Origin of the sequence: Clostridium subterminale, from assembly GCF_039521425.1 — a bacterium.
In the GTDB taxonomy this organism is placed as follows: domain Bacteria; phylum Bacillota; class Clostridia; order Clostridiales; family Clostridiaceae; genus Clostridium_J; species Clostridium_J subterminale.
Window position 1 is genome coordinate 422,967 of sequence record NZ_BAAACI010000006.1, and the last position, 20,986, is coordinate 443,952.

A 20,986-nucleotide genomic window follows, 5' to 3' on the forward strand; every position below is an offset into this window, starting at 1 on the left:
AATATCCTATGAAGATGAAAGAGGCATATAAAGCTGTATTTAAGAAAAGAGAAGTAAATCCAGAGATGATTGGTAAAATTGAGCTGGAAAAAAATGATATGCTAGCCCTAGTTTTAGCCACAGCATCAGTGATTGTCCCAGTATTGTTAATTGTATTTGCAGTGATTGCAATTATAATATTTATTATGTTTTATAGGTAGTATGAATAATCCCCATCTACTCTATAATATAGCCAAGGCTTAGCATAGGCCTTGGCTTCTTTGTTTTTATATACAATAAAAAAAGAACCCTGATAATTAATTACCAGAGTCCATATGTGAAATTATGGGTTGAAAAATTTATAAATCAAATTTTGTATTTGCTATTGATTTAGATAATGGAACATATAAGGCAACAGCTACAAAAATTGAGAATGAGCCATTTATAAGCGTTGCAGGTAAGCTCACTGCAGAACTTAATGCAGCAGGTAAAAATCCACTTCCTGCAAGTAGTAATTTAAATACTCCAAAGAAAAATTCACCAACTAAATTAAAGGCAATACCGGCTACAGCACCTAATACTGCATATTGAATTTCAATAGATAATTTTTTACCAAAGGTACATACCACCGCTAGACATAACCCAAGAATAAGAGAAAAAATATATAATACTGGATTTATTACTAGTTTCTTCTCTATACCTGTTACTGTAATTTCATTACCAAGAGAAGAGGCAGTAAAGAAAAGTATTATACCAATTAAGATTAAAACTCCAGAAGCAACGCTTATCCACATTATAGGTGATTTCGCATTTTCATTTTTCCCTTTTGTAGCAATGCATCCTACAATTGCTCCTATACCAAATTTTAAAATCATAGTTTTAGGAACACTAGATGCATAACCATTCATTAAGTCAAATAAGCCCATACCTATAGATCCAGAAAGACCACCAATGGTACCAGTGAATAATAATGCTGCTAATATAACAAACATGTTTCCCATGTGTAGGAAAGGCTTTCCTACAGGAGAAGGAATAGGTATCTTAAAAAATAATGCCACATAGCATAAAGCAGCAAAAAGTCCAATTAGAACCATGGTACGAGTAGAAAATTTTTGATGTGTTTTAGTTTCCATTAATATACCTCCATATTAGTGATTTGAATCTAATTATTATAAATAATTTCTAACATAACAAATTTAAAAAGTAAGCAATTTAAAGTTACTACATTCTTTTAGAATTACTTGAATATTTTGGTGTCTTTATATATAATATACATTGCATTTGTCGTTGTTGAAATACACAAAATATATAATTTTAATAGGGACAGTTTTAAGGAGAATTTTATGAATGAAGTTAAAACAAATATAATTAATCCAAAGGATTCACCAAATACACCTTTATATATTCAGCTATATAACCATTATAAAAATCTTATTTCTTCAGGGACGTTAAAGGCTGAAGGTAAACTTCCATCTATACGTAGATGTGCAAAAGAGCGAATGATAAGTCGGACAACAGTTGAAGCTGCTTATTTACAATTAGTAGCTGAAGGTTATGTTACATCTCGTCCGGGCAGTGGGTTTTATGTAAGTGAATTAAATTATAAGGATATCCAGAAAGTAGAGACATTACATAATAATAAATTCATTGTACAAAAGAAACCACTATACGACTTTGCTACCTATGCAGTAGATTATAAGAGTTTTGATTTCGATTTATGGAGTAGGTACATAAAAAGTGCACTTCGTAATGAAGAAAGGCTTTTATCATATGGTGATCCACAAGGAGAATATGATTTAAGAGTATCATTATCTAAATATGTAGCGGAGAGAAGAGGAGTAATCTGTACTCCGGAGCAGATAGTAGTTGGAGCAGGTGTGCAAAGCTTATTACAAATATTATGTTCTTTAACAGGATTAAGGTCACCTGTATCTTTTACAGGTGCTAGTTTTGAACAGGGAAAAGCTGTATTTGAAGATAGAGGATTTAAAACTTTAACCTATAAGAATATAAATAGAGATTTATCTAAATTTAAAAAGGATAAAATTAAAATGATTTATACATCACCTTCTCATATAACACCTTGGGGAGATGTAATGCCAATACAGACTAGATTAGCACTATTAGCCTTTGCACAAAGCGAAGATTGCTTAATAATTGAAGATGATTATGATAGTGAGTTTAGATATTATACTCGTCCAGTGCCATCTCTACAAGGCTTAGACGGAGGTGATAAGGTAGTATATATGGGAACTTTTTCACGATTACTAATGCCTTCCTTAAGAATTAGTTTTATGGTACTTTCTAAAGAATTGACAGAAGCATATGAAAGAAGAGGGAGAGTTTACAATCAAACAGCATCAAAAACTGAACAAATTGCTTTAGGTAAATTTATTAGTGATGGTCATCTTTATAGACAAATTAGGAAAGCTAGAAAGTTGTATATGGCTAAAAGTCAACAACTTTGTATAGCAATTAATAATGTATTTGAAGAGAAAGCAACAGCCATACCAGGTTCAGGAGGAGTTTTATTACAACTAGAAGTGAAAAGTAGCTTGTCTTCTGAAGAACTAGCAAAACGAGGTGTAGAAGTAGGGGTTTTATTACGTACCTTTGAAACAGATGAAGAGAATTATCCTCGATTATTGCTATCCTGCTCGGGAGTTGCAGAGGAAAATTTTGAAGATGCGTTGAGGCTATTAAAAAAAGAATTTTTTAAGGATATATAGCCATAAATTACATGATAATTATGTTCATAAGTTTTAAATATTTTTGTTGTATTAGGATAAAATAGATGATATAATCCGAATACACTTTTATTATTAAAGTGCATTCAGGAGGGGGATAGCATGAAAAATAATATAACAATAGTATGCGATAGTTCTGTAGATCTAACTGTAGAATTTATGAGAGAAAGAAATATAGAATTTCTACCATTGTTGGTTGATTTAAATGGACATGTATATAAGGATAAGATAGATTTATCAAATAAGGAATTTTATGAGGCTATAAAACATAAGGACACTACAGTTAAAACTTCACAAGTTACTCCTTATGAGTTTGAAAAGTTTTTTAAGAAAGAATTAGAATGGGGAAATAAAGTTATTTGTCTTACTTGTTCTGGAAAGTTATCTGGTACAAATAGTTCTGCTAATATAGCAAAGATGCATTTAGAAGAGGGAAGCGAAAATATTTTCATTGTAGATACTCTTGTAGCGTCTGGAGGTTTTGGATGCTTAGCCACTGCAGCAGCAGAAATGAGAGATAAGGGCTATACAGTTGAGAAAATATTATATGAAATAAATGATTTAGTAAGAAGATTAGAAACTTTAATTGTAATGGAAACAGTAGACATGCTAAAGCGGGGAGGAAGAATATCTTCAGGAAAAGCTATTGTAAGTCATGTTCTTGGCATTAAACCAATTATAACAGTGATAGATGGAGCGCTTGAACCTTATGGAAAGGCAAGAGGAATGAATAAGGCTTTAAAGCATGTAATAGACATAATGAAAACTAGAGAGCTAGATCCTAAATATCAAATAGTTGTCTCCCATGCAAATAATTTTGAAGCTGCCATCCAAACAGCAAAGTTAATGGAAATTGAACTAGGTATAAATAAAATACTTATTAATGAAATTGGAACAGCAGTAGGGACACATTCAGGTGAAGGTGCTTTAGCCATATTTTTTATAAAAAATAAATAGTATTTAATGCAAAAATCTCATGTATATATACATGAGATTTTATTTTAGTAGAATTTATACAATAATTATGTATAGCGTGAAATACTATTATATTTGTTATAAAAGACAACAATCTTCAAGGATCAAGAGTCTAAGAAAATTTGTTAATATTATCAAAACATTAAGAACTCTATTTGTAGTAATATCACACTTTTACATGCAAATGCTTAATGGAATGATTTCGAGAGCAGGACCATTGAAACTAGTTATAAATTCCCCGGGAATTAAAAAACCATTATCATTTAAGACTTGAAAATATGGAATAAATGAATTAAGAAGCTTTGTATAATAGGAATCTAATCCTGTTTTTCTAAGCATTCCGATACTTTCAGTAGGAGTATAGGCAACATTAGATACTTTACCAAGAATACAACAATCACAAGAGGCATCATCGTATATATAAGAATGTTTCGATATATATGTGGAGTTTATAGGCAAAATACAAGTAACTCCTAAGCTATTAATTGTTATATCAAAGGTAGATCCTTTATTTAATTCTTTCTGTATAGTTTTAAGTAATTCACATATTATTGTATAAGATAAAGGTCCTATATGTTTATTATCGAATAGCTTATCCAAATTTGAGGTTCCATAATTATTTAATATAAGTATACAGTTATCTATGCAGTTAGAAATAGTATTTACTTCTAAACATCCTGTTATATCTACATAATCTCCAGGATAAACATTACTAATTGAAGGATTAGAATCATTAATATACTTTATTAGTCCTAGACTGTTCATTTTATTTCTTAAATTATTATAAATGCTAAAGGAAGCATATACTCTTTTTAGAGTTATATCATTCCTATCAAAATTTCTACCCTCTAAATACCTACAAATATCTCCATAATTGTAGCAGCTATTTCCTATAACAGTGTTATCATCTTTATCACCTTTAGTATTCTTATAGTCATTAGTACATTGACTTTTATTATTATTTTGATATCTTCCAGTAACAGTATTGTCACTAATTTGTTTAATGGTAATACTTTCAAAATATCCATCAATTAATATTGAGGATAGATCTTGAATTGCATCTTGATTTAGATATATTGGTGCAAATAATTCAGTTGGCATTTTACATCTATCCTATTATTGATATATAGTTAATATATTATAAATTGATATTAGTGTGAATACTAAAGAAAAAATGGAGGTTAAATAAATAAATTAAAATTTTAGTGGCAGGGGTAGTAGGATTCGAACCTACGATACAGGAGTCAGAGTCCAGTGCCTTACCGCTTGGCGATACCCCTATAAAATAACTTAGTTGGGAATAAAATTCTCATTAAATATAAGATTATTATAGTCGTAAATTTCAAAAAATAAAACAGTTATAGAAAAGTATTACAATTACCAATAGAACTTAATTTAATTATAGAAAATGTTAAACAAGGTACACATATTTCTTATACAAATGCTAATACTATCTGCACAGGAGGTGATATTATGCAATCATTTAATGAATATAAATTTGCAAATGTAACAGATGAAGAAAGACAAATGCTAACTAATCTTGAACAAAGTATGTCAAAGGATGAAAGTAGTAAAATAGTTCTAATAGCTTATGAGAACAAAAGTGCCGAGAGTTAATCTCGGCTTTATTTAGGTTGAGTAGTTAAAGTTAGAACTATATATTTATATGGATAATATTTGTATATTTGTATATATTAATTTGATTTATATATGTGAAAAAGAATTTAAGTATGATATACTATGACTATGAGGCAGATTAGAAGTTTGTGCGTTAAGTGCTGGGTGAACAGGGAATTGTCAACAGACGAAAAGGAAACTTGCGGTACTTACTTTGATTCCCACTGCTACATATTAATAGGATTTCTCCTTTTTTATGTAGCTATTATAAAAAGGAGGTTTTTTATGATTTTTTCAGAAAAAAAAGATGGAATGCTGAGTTTGTTAAAGGAGTCCTCAGCACATTTAAAAAAGACTTCATCGCTAACTGGACTAGCATTGATTGCAGCCCTTAACATTATTCTTGGATCATTATCTATTCAATTAAGTCCTACTCTTAAGATTGGATTTTCCTTTATTGCAGTAGGTATAAGTGCTTTACTTTATGGACCTGTTGCTACTGGATTTGTAGGAATAGTTACAGATGTAATTAAGTATATGATACGTCCTAATGGTCCGTTTTTTATTGGATTTACATTCAATGAATTCTTAGGTGGTTTTATAACAGGGTTAATATTATATAAAAAGCCTGTAAGTATAAAGCGAATTTTTATTACTAGATTAGTAATAATGATTATAATAAACCTAGTACTTACACCAATATGGTTATCCATTATATATGGAAAAGGAATATTTGTAGCCTACTCAGTACGTATAGTAAAAAGTCTTATTCTGTTACCTATAGAAACTATAGTTTTATATAGTGTACTAAAGACAGCTGAAAAGACAATAAGAGTTCCAAGTTTTAAATAATATATAAAAATACCTTGATAATTCTTTTAAATTCCCTTAAAAGAACTATCAAGGTCTAATTTTTTCTAATTAAAGAATATATTAAATTTATATTAAGCTATTTCTTCAGTATGATCATTGTTATCTTCCCAAGCCTCAGTATTTTCAAGTCCTGGAATTGTTGATGCTTTAAAAATAGGATCTTTGCCAGCTTTTTTCTGACGGGAGTAGTCTTCAAGAGCAGCAAAGGCATATTTTCCAAGGAATAATATAGCTATTAGATTTATAACTGCCATGAAAGCCATGAATAGATCAGCTAGATTCCAAACCAAGTCTATAGAAGCTAAAGAACCAATAAATACAGTAAAAACAACAAAGGATCTAAATATATTAAGGATAGCTTTATTATCACTTATAAATTCAATGTTAGTTTGTCCATAGTAATAGTTACCAACTATAGAACTAAAAGCAAATAAGAAAGTACAAATAGCTAAAAAGTAAGTTCCAACTACTCCAATTTGAGAGGTAAGTGCAGTTTGAGTAAGCTCAATACCTGTTAAAGTAGTTCCAGCATAATCACCAGAAATTAATACAATAAAGGCTGTACAGGTGCAAATTACTATTGTATCAGTAAAAACACCTAGGGTCTGAGTAAGTCCTTGCTTTACAGGGTGAGAAACTGTTGCTGTAGCTGCTGCATTAGGAGCACTACCCATACCGGCCTCATTAGAGAATAGTCCTCTTTTAATACCTTGCATTATAGTGAATCCAAGGCCACCAGCCGCAAATTCTTTTATGCCAAAAGCATTTTCAAATATTAATACAAATATACTAGGAATAGTTTTGAAATTAAGTACTATTACTATAATTGCAATTAAAATATATGCGGTGGCAAATATTGGAACTATAACTTCTGAAACCTTTGCAATTCTCTTAACTCCACCAAAAATTACTAAGGCAGTTAAAACTGATAAAATTATACCCATTACCGCAGGGTTAATACCAAAGGCATTTGTAAAGGCTAAAGTTGTTGTATTAGATTGAGCTGCATTAAATACTAGTCCAAAGCATAAAGTGGTTAAGATAGCAAAAATTATACCAAGCCAGCGCTTACCAAGTCCTCTTTCGATGTAGTAGGCAGGTCCTCCTAAAAAGTTTCCATCTTTGTCTTTAGTTTTATAAATCTGAGCAAGGGTACTTTCTACAAAACTAGAGGCACCACCAATTAAGGCAATAAGCCACATCCAGAATACTGAACCAGGACCACCAGCGGCAACAGCCATGGCAACTCCAGCAATATTACCAGTACCAACTCTAGAAGCTGTACTTATACAAAAGGCTTGAAAGGATGAAACACCATCTTTATTCTTTTTATCATCAGGCATTAAAAGTCTAAACATTTCTTTGAAAAATCTAAATTGAACAAATTTTGTTCTAAATGAGAAGTAGATACCTACTCCAATCAGCAAAACAATAAGTACGCGAGACCACATAAGGGTGTTAATAACATTAACTTTATCAGCTAAAAAGTTCATAAAAGCAATTAATACGTTTTTTATAGAAGTTAAAAAATCCATAACTCATCTCCTTATCTAATTGATTTTTTATTTAATTTAAAAAGTAATAAAAAATTACGATAATTCTTGAAATGTAAAGATAGTAGGGAATCAAGATTCTGAATAATTTAGCGTATTATTTATATATTATATGGAATTGCAAAAAAAATCAATAAGGTTTGTTAAAAAATTAAATTTAATTAAATATATATGTATAGAAGTTTAAGCATAAGAAAAAACTACCAGCACATAATGATGCTAGTAGTCTACATAATTGTATTTAGTTTTAACTTTTCATTTTAAACTCATGCAAACATCGCTTACAAGTAACAGTTATTTTTCCTTTACCTCTAGGTAATCTAAGTTTTTGTCCACATTTTGGACATTTTACTATTTTATATTTTTTCTTTTCATTAAACCATCTTTTGATATTACTAAAAATAGGAGCACAATCACCAAAGTGAAACACAGGGAGATTGCTAGGAATTGCCTTATTAAATTTACTTAAAATTCTATTGGCATACATACAAAATCTTCTATGTTCTTGCTCGCGTTTTTCGACATTTCTTGAGAAAACTCTATATAGTGCATAAAATATAATAACTCCTGCTAAAAGACGAGTAATAGAAAATAAATTTAATATAGATGATACTAGAATAAGAAATATTGAAAACAAGTCAATTCCATAGGATTCATTGAAAAAATTCATTTGATCACCTCTTAAAATATGATTATAACTAAATATTTACTGGAACAATAAAATTTTAAATATGTTTTTAATACATAAGTTCTACATACCTCTTGTACTATATTATAGTACAAAAGGACAACTTATTTAAAGAGATTTATCAGGAAAGATTTTTAACATTTTATGAAATGCTCTATTTTCAATGTTAAATGTTCATTATATAAGAACTAAATTCTTAAGAAATTATTACTTTTAATTGAAAAATTAAGGTGATTATTACATATTTATTACAATTGGATAGAAATTATATTCAAATGATTAAAGGTATTGTATGCTAACATCATCAAAGATTATGAGGTGAGGAAATGTCTAAAGTTCTAGAATTAAAAAATGTTACTAAGGTTATGGGTAATCGTAAAATAGTTGACAGTATCAGCTTTGAAATAAACTCAGGAGAAATATTTGGATTTTTAGGGCCAAATGGAGCAGGTAAAACTACTACTATTAAAATGATTACAGGACTTTTAAAAATTGATGAGGGAGATATTTTAATTAGTAATAATGATGTAAAGAAAAATTTTGAAAAAGCTCTTTCTCAAGTAGGTGGAATTATTGAAAATCCAGAGATGTATGGATATCTTACAGGACGTACTAATTTGGAGATATATGGTAGAATGCATGGAAATATTTCTAAAGAACGAATTGATGAAATTATTAAATTAGTGAAACTTGAAAATCGAATTGATGATAAAGTAAAAAAATATTCTCTTGGAATGCGTCAAAGACTTGGAGTTGCTCAAGCATTACTACACAATCCCAAGCTTTTGATTTTAGATGAACCTACCAATGGATTAGACCCTATGGGGATTAAAGAGTTACGTGATACACTAAGAGATTTGGCAGAAAAGGATGGACTAGCAGTTCTAGTGTCAAGTCATCTACTTAGTGAGATGGAGCTTATGTGTGATAGAGTTGGAATAATAGATAACGGAAAAATTATAGATATGAAAACCTTAAAGGATATTAAAAAGCAAGATATGAAAAGTTTGATAACTTACGAAGTAGAAGTAAGTAATTTTAACTTAGCGAGAAAGATTATAGAGAATGATTACAAGAAAATATCTGAAGAGATTACTGTAGACTTTAAAGGAAATAAAATATTAATTTCTTGTTGCCGTGATGAAATTGCTAATGTTAATAAAGCCTTAATTATGGAGAATATATTAGTTTACACTATTACTCCTATTAATAACACACTTGAAGATGAATTTATGAAGATTACAAAAGGTTCTAAAACACAAATAGTGTAATATCTTAGAAAAGGAGAAGGTTTTAATGAGGAAAGTATGTGGACTAATAAAAAATGAATTAATAAAGCAGTATAAAAAAATTAGTGTTAAGGTAATAGTTGTTTTAATACTTTTAGCTAGTATAATGCTGCCTGTTGCTTTAAACTTTTTAAGGAATAGAGATCAGGAAAAGTGGTATATAGATAACTACAACCAAGATATTCAGTGGAAGCAAACAGAAATAACTAATATTGATACAAGTAAGAAAAATAAAGATATTCAGAAAAAATTGTATGAAGAAGACATTAAGATGTCACAGACTTTAATAGATAATAATGTTTCTTGGGATGATTGGAGACTTGAAGTGGCTAGACAAGCTGCTACTAAATCAAAAGAGGCAATTATATTGTCAGGGATAGTTGAAGGGTTATCCGGTGAAGAATTATTTTTTAATCTAAATGAATTTGATGTAAGTATGTTTAATAAATATATGGAGATGAGTAAAGAAGAGCGTCAAAAAGCTATAGATTCTAAAAATAAAGAAAGTAAGGAATTATATGATTCTGTTATAAAAAATGATTATTTAGTTTATTTAGAAAAAAATATTAAAACCTCTAAGGAAGAGATCAAAAATTTAAAGTCAACTATTAAGACTTCAGAAGAAGAAGTTAAGAAAAATTCTAATAACAAAAATTTAGTTACAGAATTAGAAAATTCAAAAGTTCAACTAAAGGCTTTAGAGGAAAGACTTGCAGCTACCGAATATAGGTATAATAATAAAATTCCTTATGACAATAAGAATTGGAAAAACAATACTATAAGGGACATTGCATATAAGATTGATGAGAAGGGTGAGAGACTACTTAGCGAAACCGAATTTACACAATACAATAGTGAAAAGGCTGCAAAAGGATATACTTATGAGGAGTATAAAAAAGATTATGATAAGAAAATCAAATCTGTAGAACAAGCTATAGCTCTCGATTGGTATAGCCTTGAAAATAATATTCCTCAAGTTGAGTTTCAACAAAACATTAGAAATTCTGTGGATACTACATATTTAATATATGTAAGTATTGCAATTATACTATGCATAATCATTGGTGGAGGAATAGTTTCTTCAGAATATTCTACAGGTACTGTTAGACTGCTTATGATAAGACCTGTATCTAGATGGAAAATTCTACTTTCAAAATTAATATCAGTATTTATTATAGGATATGGAGTACTGCTAACTACAGTTGCATTAAATATCATTTCTAGCGGTATTATAAATGGATTTGAAGGCCTTGCTACAAATGTTATAGCATTTAGTGGGGATAAGATTGTTGAACAAAACTTTATAATTTCTATTATACCTAAGCTTTTATTTTCAAGCATTAGTTTAATATTTATAATAGCGTTAGTATTTGCAATATCTACTATTATAAAAAATACAGCTTTAGCAGTTGGTCTTACTACTGTTGCATATTTAGGAAGCTCAGTAGCTACAATGATTATGGCAAGCTTAGGCATGAAGTGGGTAGGAAAAACTATATTACCATATATGAATTTATCAACTTTCGTTACAAGACCTCATTATGCTGAGATGTTTAAAAGTGAATATAATATAGTATTAAATCCGACTATGGGAGCAATTCAATTGCTTGTCTTTGCTGCTATATTAATTATAGCCTCATTTATAGTGTTCCAAAAAAGGGATGTAAAGAATTAATTTATATTATGAAATTTTAATTAAAAAGATTTTTAGATTAATTTTAAAAAAGGTGGGGTTGACAATATTAAGCTAGTTCAGTAGAATAATAGTTGTAAAGGGAATGGAAAGTTAACTTGGTAAAAGGATTAAATACTTACATTCTAAAATTATTAGATTAAAAATACAATTTAATATATAGAGTCCGATAGGTGTACTAAGTACTTAATAGGGAATTTGGTAAAAATCCAAAGCTATCCCAGTAACTGTAAGTGAGGACGACTTAGCAAAAGCCACTAATTTATTTTGGGAAGGCGCTAAGGAGTATGATTCACAAGCCAGGAGACCTGCCATTGGATTATGAAATTTGATGCTTTCTGAGGAAGAGTTAAAAAATTTATCCAGTGATGGTCTTAGGTAAAAAGTAGTATTTATATTCATAGGTTTAAATCTTAACTATGAACTAAATTGTAAAAACCTTCACTTATTTAAATTTAGTATATTCCAAGATAGGTATCAATGATATCTATCTTTTTTTATTTCATTTTATCCGATGACTACCAGCTCTAATACTCCCATCTTCTTCAAAATGGGAGTAAAGAGCTGCTACGTCCCTGGATAACGATTTTCCCTAAAGGACAACGACTTCTAAGTATCAAAATACTGATACTAAGAATTCTGTTTATATGTCTAGGAGAATCTACAAGGAAGTAGATTGTAGCTTATATAAGCTGTTTTAAAGTTTTAATATAAACTATGAAGCTACAAAGGAGTGGCTTTCTCCTATATAAAATATACAAATATAATAACTATATTTTAATTTTTACTTTAGTTATTAACTTAAAGTTTTGCTCTCAAAACTTTAGTCAATATATAAAAAATTTTTCTACTTATGTCCCTCTTAGTGGTTTTTATAAAACCAACTAGTTTCACACAGGGATGTAACCACTATAATTTGTAGTGGTTACATCCTATAACCCTATAATTGAAAGAATATATGATTAAATATAATAGAGATTAAGACTATGTCAAAATTTTATGATGTAGTCTTATTTATTTTTATGCTAATAAGGTCGATTTATGAAGTTATTCCATAATATATAGTATATGTATAAATAATCAAATTTTAGTATCATATAATTTATTGATATGATATGATAAGGTAAGAAAATACATATAATTATGTTTATGGAGAGGGATTATATGAAATTAACATTGCTTAAGGATTTGCAAGGAAGTGAAATCCTTGCTAAAGACATTATTACAGGCTCGGGTAAGACTTTGTTAAAAAAAGGTATTATAATTACTGATCAAGTAAAAAATAGTATTGAGCAGCAGGGAATATTCTTTGTATACGTACAAGATGATGACTTAAAAGACATAAAAGATAATAGTGAACTTATAAATTTAAAAAAGAATATACTTCAAACCATACCTAATATGTTTAATGACTTAATAAATTATGATAATAAATCTTTAAGTAAATCTATAACTATGGTTGATGATTTAGTTGAATATATACAGAGTGAAAACTACATAAATCTAAATTTGTATGAAGTAAAATTATATGATGATTATACATATATACATTCTGTGGATACTAGTATTATGGCAATTTTTCTAGGAGTAAATATGAACCTTTCAAAATCAAGATTACGTGATTTAGCTATATCATCTTTATTTCATGATATAGGAAAAACAAAAATATCTAGTAAAATCATAAATAAACCAGATAAATTAACTGAGGATGAATTCAAGCAAATAAAAATGCATCCGTTATACGGAAGAGATATATTACTTGGTAATCCTATAATAAATGAAGAGATAATAGGTGGAGTAATAGAACATCATGAAAAATACAATGGTACAGGCTATCCTTATGGATTAAAGGAAAATGAAATATCAGAATTTGCAAAAATTATATCTATATGCGATGTGTATACGGCTATTACATCAGATAGATGCTATAGAAAAAAATTTGATCCTAGAGAAGCTTATGAATTAATTTTAGCAGAGACATATACAAGTTTTGACCCCGAAATAATTAAGTTATTTAGAGATACATTTGCAGTTTATCCATTAGGATGTCCCGTATATCTATCAAATAATCTATTTGGTTACGTGGTAAGTCAAAATAATGGGTTCCCAGATAGACCTGTAGTAAGAATTGTGAAGGATGAATACAATAATAAAATTAGTCCCTATGAGATTGATTTAAAGAATATTATAAACTTAACAATCATAGGTACTATAGTGTAGTATTTATAGAGTAAATGGTTTCTAAGGAGATGATTATCATGAATAGTAATGCAGGTGAAAGCTATATGGAAAACATTAAAGCTTTAAAAAATTTATATAGAGAAATTTGGTGGAGTATGCCTACATGTGTGGATATTCCCTTAGAAGCTAATGGATATATTAAGAAGAAAAAGTATGAAAAAAAGTTTGAGAAATTTATTGATGAATTTATTAAAATTATTGAAATGTTTCCTCTAGAAGAAGAAAATAGAGAATTATGGAAGAAAAATAGTAACTCTTATCTTGAAAATATGATATTAGGAGAAGAATTATTTAAGCTAGGAACCATAGATGCAAAAATGAAGAATCAATTTTTTGCCAGCACTAAAGTATTTATAAATCAGTGTAAAGCTTTTGATAGAAAAATGAATTATGAAGATATTGGGCAAGCTATGAGAAATGTGTGGATTGTAAGTCTTCTTCAGAAGATGAAGGATATAGATATTTCATTTAATATGGCTGTTTTTGGCTACAGTATGTTATATCCATATACTGACAATTATTTAGATAATATAGATATATCCATAGAAGAAAAGAATGAATTCAATGACAGGTTTTATAAAAGACTATGTGGTGAAGAGATAGATGGTAGAAATATTCATGAAAAGCAAGTGTTTAAGTTAGTTGAATGTATAGAATCTGTTTTTAATAGAAATGATTATCTAAAGGTTTTTCAAGGATTATTACTAATCCATGAAGGTCAAGTAAAAAGTCTTTCCCAACAAGAAGGAATAAGTAATCCTTATGAAAGAGATATGCTAGATATATCTATCGAAAAGGGTGGAGCATCTGTTATTGTGGATGGATATCTTATCAATGGAAACTTAACTAAGGATGAGGAGATTTTCACATATGGGTATGGATTTTTACTTCAGTTATGTGATGATTTGCAAGATGTAGGGATAGATTATGAGAATAAACATATGACTATAATGTCTCAACTAGCAGAAAAGTATAGCTTGGATAATATTGTTAATAAGCTTATAAATCTAACTATAAATGTATTAGATGATGCAACTTGTTTTAAAGGGGAAAATATTAGGGAGTTAAAAAAATTAATAAAAGATAACTGTATTTTAATGATAATTTTTGCAGTTGTCATGAACAAAAATTATTTTTCAAAGAAATATGTAAAAGAAGTTTCTAAGTATCTACCTTTCACCATACAATATATTGAAAATATGAAGGGAAATCTAAGAAAAAAATTTGAAAATATTAAAAAGTCTTATAATGGCGTTGCATTAGAAGAAGTAATTTACTACTTAATTCAATAAAAATATTTATGAAAGGTTAAATTTAATTTATATTTTAATTTAATTTACAAAATCAATAAAATTATTTTATTGATATAACATTAAAAAGATGGTATGATTAAGGCATTATATAGATTAATATATAATAATTTATATATTAATGGAATAGTTAGCAGGAAGTATAATAGACATCATGGGATTAGGTCAACATACTGGATATTGAATATTCTGGTTTAATATTAAAAGACGAGACTTATATTCTGATATTAGAATATAAGTCTTTTTAATTTTGTTTAAATACATAGGAGGAATAAAAATGATATACACTTTATACGCAATTTTTGCTGCATTTGTAATTGGTTTTTCCATTAAATTGTCTTATTATGTAGACGAGCTTGATAAAAAAACAAATTTATCGGGAGCTTTTATTGGGGGTGTTATGTTAGCAGCAGTAACTTCACTCCCAGAATTATTTACAAGTATTTCATCTACTATATTTTTGAATGAGGTACAATTAGTTTCAGGTAATATTCTTGGTAGTAATGTATTTAACTTAACTATTTTAGCAGTATTAGTTTTAGTAGGAGTTAAGAAATTTCAAAACTCTGTAGTTACATCAAGTCATAGGAATACATTGAAACTTTTAATGGTAATTTATGTAATAGTGTTTGTTGCTAATTATATTGGAAGAGATTTTTCATTTTTTAGTGTAAGCATATTTTCTATAGTAATTATGCTATTATATGTTTTTGGAGTTAAGGCTATGTCAGGGGATGAATCTGCAGAAGATAGTGGAGAAAGTAATTGTAATCTTACAGTAAAGCAAATATATGTGAGATTTGTATTTTTGAGTATAGGATTAATTGTGTTTAGTATAGGTATAACTATAGTAACAGATATGATTGCAAAGGAGTTAAACCTAGGGGTTACCTTAGCGGGAGCGTTGTTCCTTGGAGTTGCAACTTCTCTTCCAGAATTAACATCTTCTATATCTTTAGCTAAAAAAGGTAATTTTAATGCTATGATTGGAAACATTGTAGGAAGTAATTTATTTAATTTCTGCATACTATTCTTAGCTGATATACTATACATAAAAGGATCTATTTATCAACCATCAAACCAAGGATACTTATTAATAATATTTGGATTTATATCTACTGTAGTTGCTTATGGTATGTTAAAGATAAAAAAAGAACAAGGCAAAGAGATACATAAGACATCAAGTCCTTTACCATATGTATTAGCTAGTATGGCCATAGTGGTTAGCTATGTAACATATTTAACTATATCAATATAATATTTATAAATAAGAGGCTTTAGGAGCTTTGTTCTTAAAACCTCTTATTTTATTAAGATAATACTATTTTAAATTGTTAGTATTTTATCATTTATCCTTGTAATTATAAATGTTTATGTATAAAATGTTAATATTAGTAATTAAATTAGGGGAGAAATGTGGACAATTCTTCTTGGTAATAATACTGGTATTATTTTAAAACTTTAGGGGACGGTGATTTAAGTGTTAGTTGTAAATAATGTAACGAAGAAATATGGAAAATTTATTGCTAATGACAATATAAATTTTCAAGTTGGAGATGGCGAGATAGCAGTACTCTTAGGACCTAATGGTGCTGGAAAATCTACTATTATTAAATGTATATGTGGGCTTTTAAGATTTCAAGGAGATATATCTATAGAAGGTTTTGAGAATAAATCCATAGAAGCTAAGAAAAGAATTGGATATATACCAGAAGTCCCTGTACTTTATGACATGTTAACTGTTGAAGAACATTTAGAGTTTATTGCTAGAGGATACAAGCTTACAGATTGGAAGGAATATGCTGAAGAACTGTTAAGGATATTTGAACTAGATGATAAAAGAAAAAAATTTGGCAAAGAGCTTTCTAAAGGAATGCAGCAGAAGGTAAGTATATGTTGTGCACTACTTCCAAAGCCTAAGGTCATAATTTTTGATGAACCCTTAGTAGGTCTTGATCCTCATGGAATTAAGGCATTAAAAGGACTAATAATGGAATTAAAAAGCCAAGGAATAGCAATGATAATAAGTACTCATATGATTGACAGTGTGAAAGAATTTTGGGATGTGGCACATATCATGATGAATGGAAAGATTGCTGCGACAAAGATAAAAGAAGATGCTGAGAAATCTAATGAAGGATTAGAAGAATTATTCTTTCACATCACTGAAGGAAAGGGTGATCAGTAGTGAAGGGAATTATTTATCTATGGAGAACAACCTTAAAAAATCAAATAAAGGACTTAAAGAATCATCCTGGTAAATTAATAGGATATATAATTATAATAGCTTTAATGGCCTTTGTGCTTATAAGTTCAGCTAAGACTTCTAATAGTGCTGATGGAAAAAGTTTAAGATCAATGTCAGAATTAGGAGCAATTATATATGCACTATTTATGTTCTTGTTTATAAGTCAAATTATCCAAGGTTTATCTTCAGGAGCTACATTTTTTAAAATGGCTGATGTGAACTTACTTTTTGTTTCTCCTATATCATCTAAAAAAATATTGATATATGGACTTGTAAGACAGCTAGGAATGTCTTTACTTATTTCTATATTTATACTTTTCCAAGCCAGTATACTTAATCAGACGTATGGGGTAAATATTATAGGTGTAATAATGATATTTATAGGTTACTTTGTATTAACTTTTATAAGTAGCATTATGTCTATGGCTATTTATTCAATTACTAGTGGTAGTGAAAAGAAAAAGAAAATAGTAAAGGTACTAATTTATCTTCTAGTGTTACCTGTAGTAATATCTATTTTACTTAACATAAAAGGCGGTGGAAGAGGAATAGAGGCTATAGCTAATGGAATAAATGAGGGCTATCTAGAGTATATTCCATTTGTAGGATGGCTAAAGGCTTTAATTTATGGATTTTTGATAGGGGAAAATTCTAATGCGCTAATATATATAATATTAACAATTCTAGGTATAGGTTTAACTATATTTATTCTTATGAAAAGTAAGAATGAATATTATGAAGATGTACTTGAGGCCACAGAAACTATGTATAAACGTAAAGAAGATGCAAAAGAAGGTAGAATAGTAGATGCTAAAGATACTAAGAAAATAAAATTAAAAAATGTTGGAATAAATAAAGGAAGAGGAGCTTCAGTATTCTTCTTTAAGCATATGTTGGAAAATAAGAGAGCGGGAAAATTATTTTTAGATAATACTACTTTAATTCAAATAGTAATTGTGGCTATATTTACACTAACTATGAAGGAAGTAGGAAGCATAGTAGCTACCTTTGCTATGGCCACATATATTCAATTATTTTTGACTTTTACAGGTCGATGGGTAAGGGAACTAAAAATGCACTATATTTATTTAATTCCTGAAAGTCCACTTAAAAAACTTCTATATATAGTTTCTGAAAGCTTAATAAAATGTGTCATAGATGGAATTATAATATTTATTATTGCAGGAATAATATTAGGTTCATCACCTATAGAAATATTAGTATGTATAGTAGCAAGATTTGGGTTTGGAATGTTATTTATAGCAGGAGATGTATTGTCTCAAAAAATATTCAAACAGGTTACAGGTAAAGGCTTACTAATGCTTTTAACCATATTGGCATTAATAATACTTGCCTTGCCAGGAGTTATAGGCGCGGTAGTCTTAGCTATAGTATTGGAGCTAGGCACAATCTCTATAATAACTACGTTCATATGGAATATATTTATATCTTTTATAATCATGTGGTTATGTAAAAATATATTAAATAATATAGAACAGAATTTAGTATAAGGCATCTTCAAAAAATAAATAAGTCAGAATGCTCGTATATTTGACTTATTATTTATTTTCAGATGCCTAAGCAAATTTATAATTGTTCAGTTTACTCAGGTATGTATAAGATATGATAAATGTTAAGTTTCTGTTAAAAACTATTTTAAAAAAATATAAAAGTATAATTATAATAAAGCTTTTATCATAATAATTATGTAATCTGAATGGAATAATAAAGTACTTAATTAAGTGATACATGTATATTTATGAAAAGTTTTAAGAATATGAAGGAATTATAAAATATCAAATTCTATTATGCATATTAAATATTTTATGTGCATAATAGAATTTGAATTAGAATACATTGATTTTATAAAATATATATGATAGCATGGAAATGGAGTTTTTACATAGAGATAAGGCTAATAGTAGTCACGGAAACCTCTCTTTCTCTAATGAAGGAGAGTTATTTTATTTATTAGGAGGAGAAGCTATGAAAAAGAATATGAAGTCAATAATAATTTCTTTAATAGTCATAATTATTGCAATTAGTGGATTTTTTATCTACAAAAACTTTAATGCAAAACAAAAAGTTGAAGGAGATAAAACTATAGAAATTACTGTTATAAGTGAAAAGGATAAGCATGAAAAAACCTATACACATGCTACTAGTTCAGAAACTCTAGGAAAAGCATTAGATGAAATGAAGATAGTTGTAACTGATGCATCTCAAGCTACTAGATTTATAACAGGAGTAGATGGTCTAAATGCGGATGCAAGTAAGCAAGAGTGGTGGAATCTAAAAATAAATGGAGAAAATTCTCAAACTGGTATAGATGATACTGCTATAAAAGATGGCGATAAGATAGAACTTATACTTACAATAGGTTGGTAATATGTATAAAACTAAGGATTTGATAATATTGGCATTACTTGGAGCGCTAATGCTTGTGTTACAAGTTATGATGAGTGGAATACCTAATATAGAACCAGTATCTTTTTTACTTATAATATATACTTTAGTACTAGGTAGAAGAGCATTGGTAGTTGTAGTAGTATTTAACTTTTTATTAGGACTTGTTAGTGGAATGGGAACTTGGTGGTTTGGATACTGGGTTGTTTGGCCTGTGTTAGTACTAGTAGTGCTGTTATTTAGAAAAATAATTAAAGAAAATTTTTTAGGGTGGAGTATTGTATCTGGTGTGTTTGGAATGTTATTTGGTGCACTGTATTCAATTCCATATATCTTTACAGTGTCTACAACCTTTGCTTTAACTTATTGGATAAATGGAATACCCTATGATTTAATTCATATGGTAGGTAATTATTTTATTATGTTAATGCTTGGAAAAAGGGTATATAATTTATTGAAGAATTTAGTAGCAAAATATAATTTAGGAACTAAATTTTGAAGGTATATAGTTTTATCAATATAAAAGAGAACTTTGAGATTTCAAAGTTCTCTTTTATTTTTAGGAAGGTATTAAGGAATTAGGTGCATAAGTTAGAGGAATTAAGATCCACTTATGGTATATTTATTTTAAGAAATAACTACCAAAACCTATTATTTACATATAATAATAAGATGGTAAGGGTAAAGAATAAATTAAAATAGTTAAGAGGTGTGAATATGAAGTTGTTAGAAACAGAAAGATTAATTTTAAGAAGTTGGAAAATCACAGATTTAGATGATTTTTATGAGTATTCTAAAAATCCAAATGTTGGTCCTATGGCAGGGTGGAAACCACATAAGAATAAAGAAATATCTAAGGGGATACTTCAGTCATTTATAAAGAATGACGAGGTATGGGCAATTGTATATAAGAAAAATAATAGGGTAATTGGTTCAATTGGCAATCATAGAGATGTGAAAAGAAATTTGTTAAGGGCAAGAATGATAGGATATGTACTTTCTGAAGAATATTGGGGAAAAGGAATTATGGCTGAAGCGGTGAGAAGAGTAATAAAATATTTATTTGAAGAAATGGAATATGAATTAATATCTTGTTATCATTATGATGTTAACAAGAAGTCCAAAAGGGTTATAGAAAAGTGTGGATTTAAATATGAGGGAACATTAAGGATGGCTAGTGAAATTTATGATGGAAGAATATATGATGATGTTTGTTACTCTATAACTAAAAGGGAGTATTACAATAAAAATATTTAAAATTTTATAATTGGAAAACGGATAAAGAAGATTGGGATTAACAATCTTCTTATTTTTATTATGATTAAATACAATATTAATGTAAATGGGAAATTATTAATAATATAGAC

At 28.5% G+C, this 20,986-nt stretch carries 19 protein-coding genes, 1 tRNA gene and 2 riboswitches; of the genes, 15 read left to right on the top strand and 5 right to left on the bottom strand.

Annotated features, from left to right (window positions below; all coding sequences use genetic code 11):
- Positions 1–8: 8 nt before the first annotated feature.
- The gene (locus tag ABDZ93_RS10920) at positions 9–200 is read left to right on the top strand and encodes a hypothetical protein (RefSeq protein ID WP_343826318.1); all 192 of its coding nucleotides are present in this window, start codon (positions 9–11) and stop codon (positions 198–200) included.
- A 138-nt stretch (positions 201–338) separates the two neighbouring features.
- Here ABDZ93_RS10920 and ABDZ93_RS10925 read toward each other — a convergent pair whose 3' ends face one another.
- A complete protein-coding gene (locus ABDZ93_RS10925) occupies positions 339–1,112 on the bottom strand; it encodes an ECF transporter S component (protein WP_343826321.1) in 774 nt (257 codons plus the stop codon).
- A 210-nt stretch (positions 1,113–1,322) separates the two neighbouring features.
- On the opposite strand from ABDZ93_RS10925, the gene pdxR reads away from it, so the two are divergent.
- Both pdxR and ABDZ93_RS10935 read left to right on the top strand, forming a co-directional pair.
- Complete coding sequence (pdxR, locus tag ABDZ93_RS10930; RefSeq protein ID WP_343826322.1) at positions 1,323–2,708, top strand: MocR-like pyridoxine biosynthesis transcription factor PdxR; 1,386 nt, start codon at positions 1,323–1,325, stop codon at positions 2,706–2,708.
- A 120-nt stretch (positions 2,709–2,828) separates the two neighbouring features.
- Positions 2,829–3,683: a DegV family protein gene (locus tag ABDZ93_RS10935; RefSeq protein ID WP_343826324.1), complete on the top strand. Its 855-nt coding sequence runs from the start codon at positions 2,829–2,831 to the stop codon at positions 3,681–3,683.
- Positions 3,684–3,875: 192 nt separating this feature from the next.
- Here ABDZ93_RS10935 and ABDZ93_RS10940 read toward each other — a convergent pair whose 3' ends face one another.
- Both ABDZ93_RS10940 and ABDZ93_RS10945 read right to left on the bottom strand, forming a co-directional pair.
- Positions 3,876–4,802 (bottom strand): hypothetical protein, encoded by a 927-nt coding sequence (locus ABDZ93_RS10940; RefSeq protein ID WP_343826326.1) that lies wholly within the window; start codon positions 4,800–4,802, stop codon positions 3,876–3,878.
- Positions 4,803–4,907: 105 nt separating this feature from the next.
- A tRNA-Gln gene (locus tag ABDZ93_RS10945) sits at positions 4,908–4,981 on the bottom strand.
- A gap of 193 nt (positions 4,982–5,174) precedes the next feature.
- Between ABDZ93_RS10945 and ABDZ93_RS10950 the strand changes: the two genes are divergently transcribed.
- Positions 5,175–5,318, top strand: coding sequence for a hypothetical protein (locus ABDZ93_RS10950; protein ID WP_343826328.1), 144 nt, complete (start codon positions 5,175–5,177; stop codon positions 5,316–5,318).
- Between the two features lie 133 nt (positions 5,319–5,451).
- Positions 5,452–5,547: riboswitch (THF riboswitch) on the top strand.
- A 56-nt stretch (positions 5,548–5,603) separates the two neighbouring features.
- A complete protein-coding gene (locus ABDZ93_RS10955) occupies positions 5,604–6,170 on the top strand; it encodes a folate family ECF transporter S component (protein ID WP_343826330.1) in 567 nt (188 codons plus the stop codon).
- A 92-nt stretch (positions 6,171–6,262) separates the two neighbouring features.
- Here the strand turns inward: ABDZ93_RS10955 and ABDZ93_RS10960 are convergent, their stop codons facing one another.
- Positions 6,263–7,684 (bottom strand): alanine/glycine:cation symporter family protein, encoded by a 1,422-nt coding sequence (locus ABDZ93_RS10960; protein ID WP_343826993.1) that lies wholly within the window; start codon positions 7,682–7,684, stop codon positions 6,263–6,265.
- A 307-nt stretch (positions 7,685–7,991) separates the two neighbouring features.
- Positions 7,992–8,414: a hypothetical protein gene (locus ABDZ93_RS10965; protein WP_343826332.1), complete on the bottom strand. Its 423-nt coding sequence runs from the start codon at positions 8,412–8,414 to the stop codon at positions 7,992–7,994.
- 344 nt (positions 8,415–8,758) lie between these two features.
- Between ABDZ93_RS10965 and ABDZ93_RS10970 the strand changes: the two genes are divergently transcribed.
- The 10 genes from ABDZ93_RS10970 to ABDZ93_RS11015 all read left to right on the top strand — a co-directional run bounded on the left by ABDZ93_RS10970 (position 8,759) and on the right by ABDZ93_RS11015 (position 20,876).
- Entirely contained in the window at positions 8,759–9,703 is a 945-nt protein-coding gene (locus ABDZ93_RS10970) for an ABC transporter ATP-binding protein (protein ID WP_343826334.1), read from the top strand.
- A 25-nt stretch (positions 9,704–9,728) separates the two neighbouring features.
- A complete protein-coding gene (locus ABDZ93_RS10975) occupies positions 9,729–11,396 on the top strand; it encodes an ABC transporter permease (protein WP_343826336.1) in 1,668 nt (555 codons plus the stop codon).
- 171 nt (positions 11,397–11,567) lie between these two features.
- Positions 11,568–11,744, top strand: a riboswitch (cobalamin riboswitch).
- An 834-nt stretch (positions 11,745–12,578) separates the two neighbouring features.
- Entirely contained in the window at positions 12,579–13,634 is a 1,056-nt protein-coding gene (locus ABDZ93_RS10980) for an HD-GYP domain-containing protein (protein WP_343826338.1), read from the top strand.
- 38 nt (positions 13,635–13,672) lie between these two features.
- Positions 13,673–14,947 (top strand): hypothetical protein, encoded by a 1,275-nt coding sequence (locus ABDZ93_RS10985; protein WP_343826340.1) that lies wholly within the window; start codon positions 13,673–13,675, stop codon positions 14,945–14,947.
- Positions 14,948–15,242: 295 nt separating this feature from the next.
- The gene (locus ABDZ93_RS10990) at positions 15,243–16,223 is read left to right on the top strand and encodes a sodium:calcium antiporter (protein ID WP_343826342.1); all 981 of its coding nucleotides are present in this window, start codon (positions 15,243–15,245) and stop codon (positions 16,221–16,223) included.
- A gap of 222 nt (positions 16,224–16,445) precedes the next feature.
- Positions 16,446–17,153, top strand: a complete 708-nt coding sequence (locus ABDZ93_RS10995) for an ABC transporter ATP-binding protein (protein WP_343826344.1) — start codon at positions 16,446–16,448, stop codon at positions 17,151–17,153.
- On the top strand, positions 17,153–18,724 hold the full coding sequence (locus tag ABDZ93_RS11000) for a putative ABC exporter domain-containing protein (RefSeq protein WP_343826345.1): 1,572 nt from the start codon (positions 17,153–17,155) through the stop codon (positions 18,722–18,724). The genes ABDZ93_RS10995 and ABDZ93_RS11000 overlap by 1 nt, the downstream gene beginning before the upstream one ends.
- Positions 18,725–19,199: 475 nt before the next feature.
- Positions 19,200–19,601, top strand: a complete 402-nt coding sequence (locus ABDZ93_RS11005) for a DUF4430 domain-containing protein (protein WP_343826348.1) — start codon at positions 19,200–19,202, stop codon at positions 19,599–19,601.
- Position 19,602: 1 nt separating this feature from the next.
- Positions 19,603–20,118: a hypothetical protein gene (locus ABDZ93_RS11010; RefSeq protein ID WP_343826350.1), complete on the top strand. Its 516-nt coding sequence runs from the start codon at positions 19,603–19,605 to the stop codon at positions 20,116–20,118.
- A gap of 218 nt (positions 20,119–20,336) precedes the next feature.
- Positions 20,337–20,876 carry a GNAT family N-acetyltransferase gene (locus ABDZ93_RS11015; RefSeq protein WP_343826352.1) on the top strand — a complete coding sequence of 180 codons (540 nt, stop codon included), beginning with the start codon at positions 20,337–20,339 and terminating at the stop codon, positions 20,874–20,876.
- Positions 20,877–20,986 lie beyond the last annotated feature (110 nt).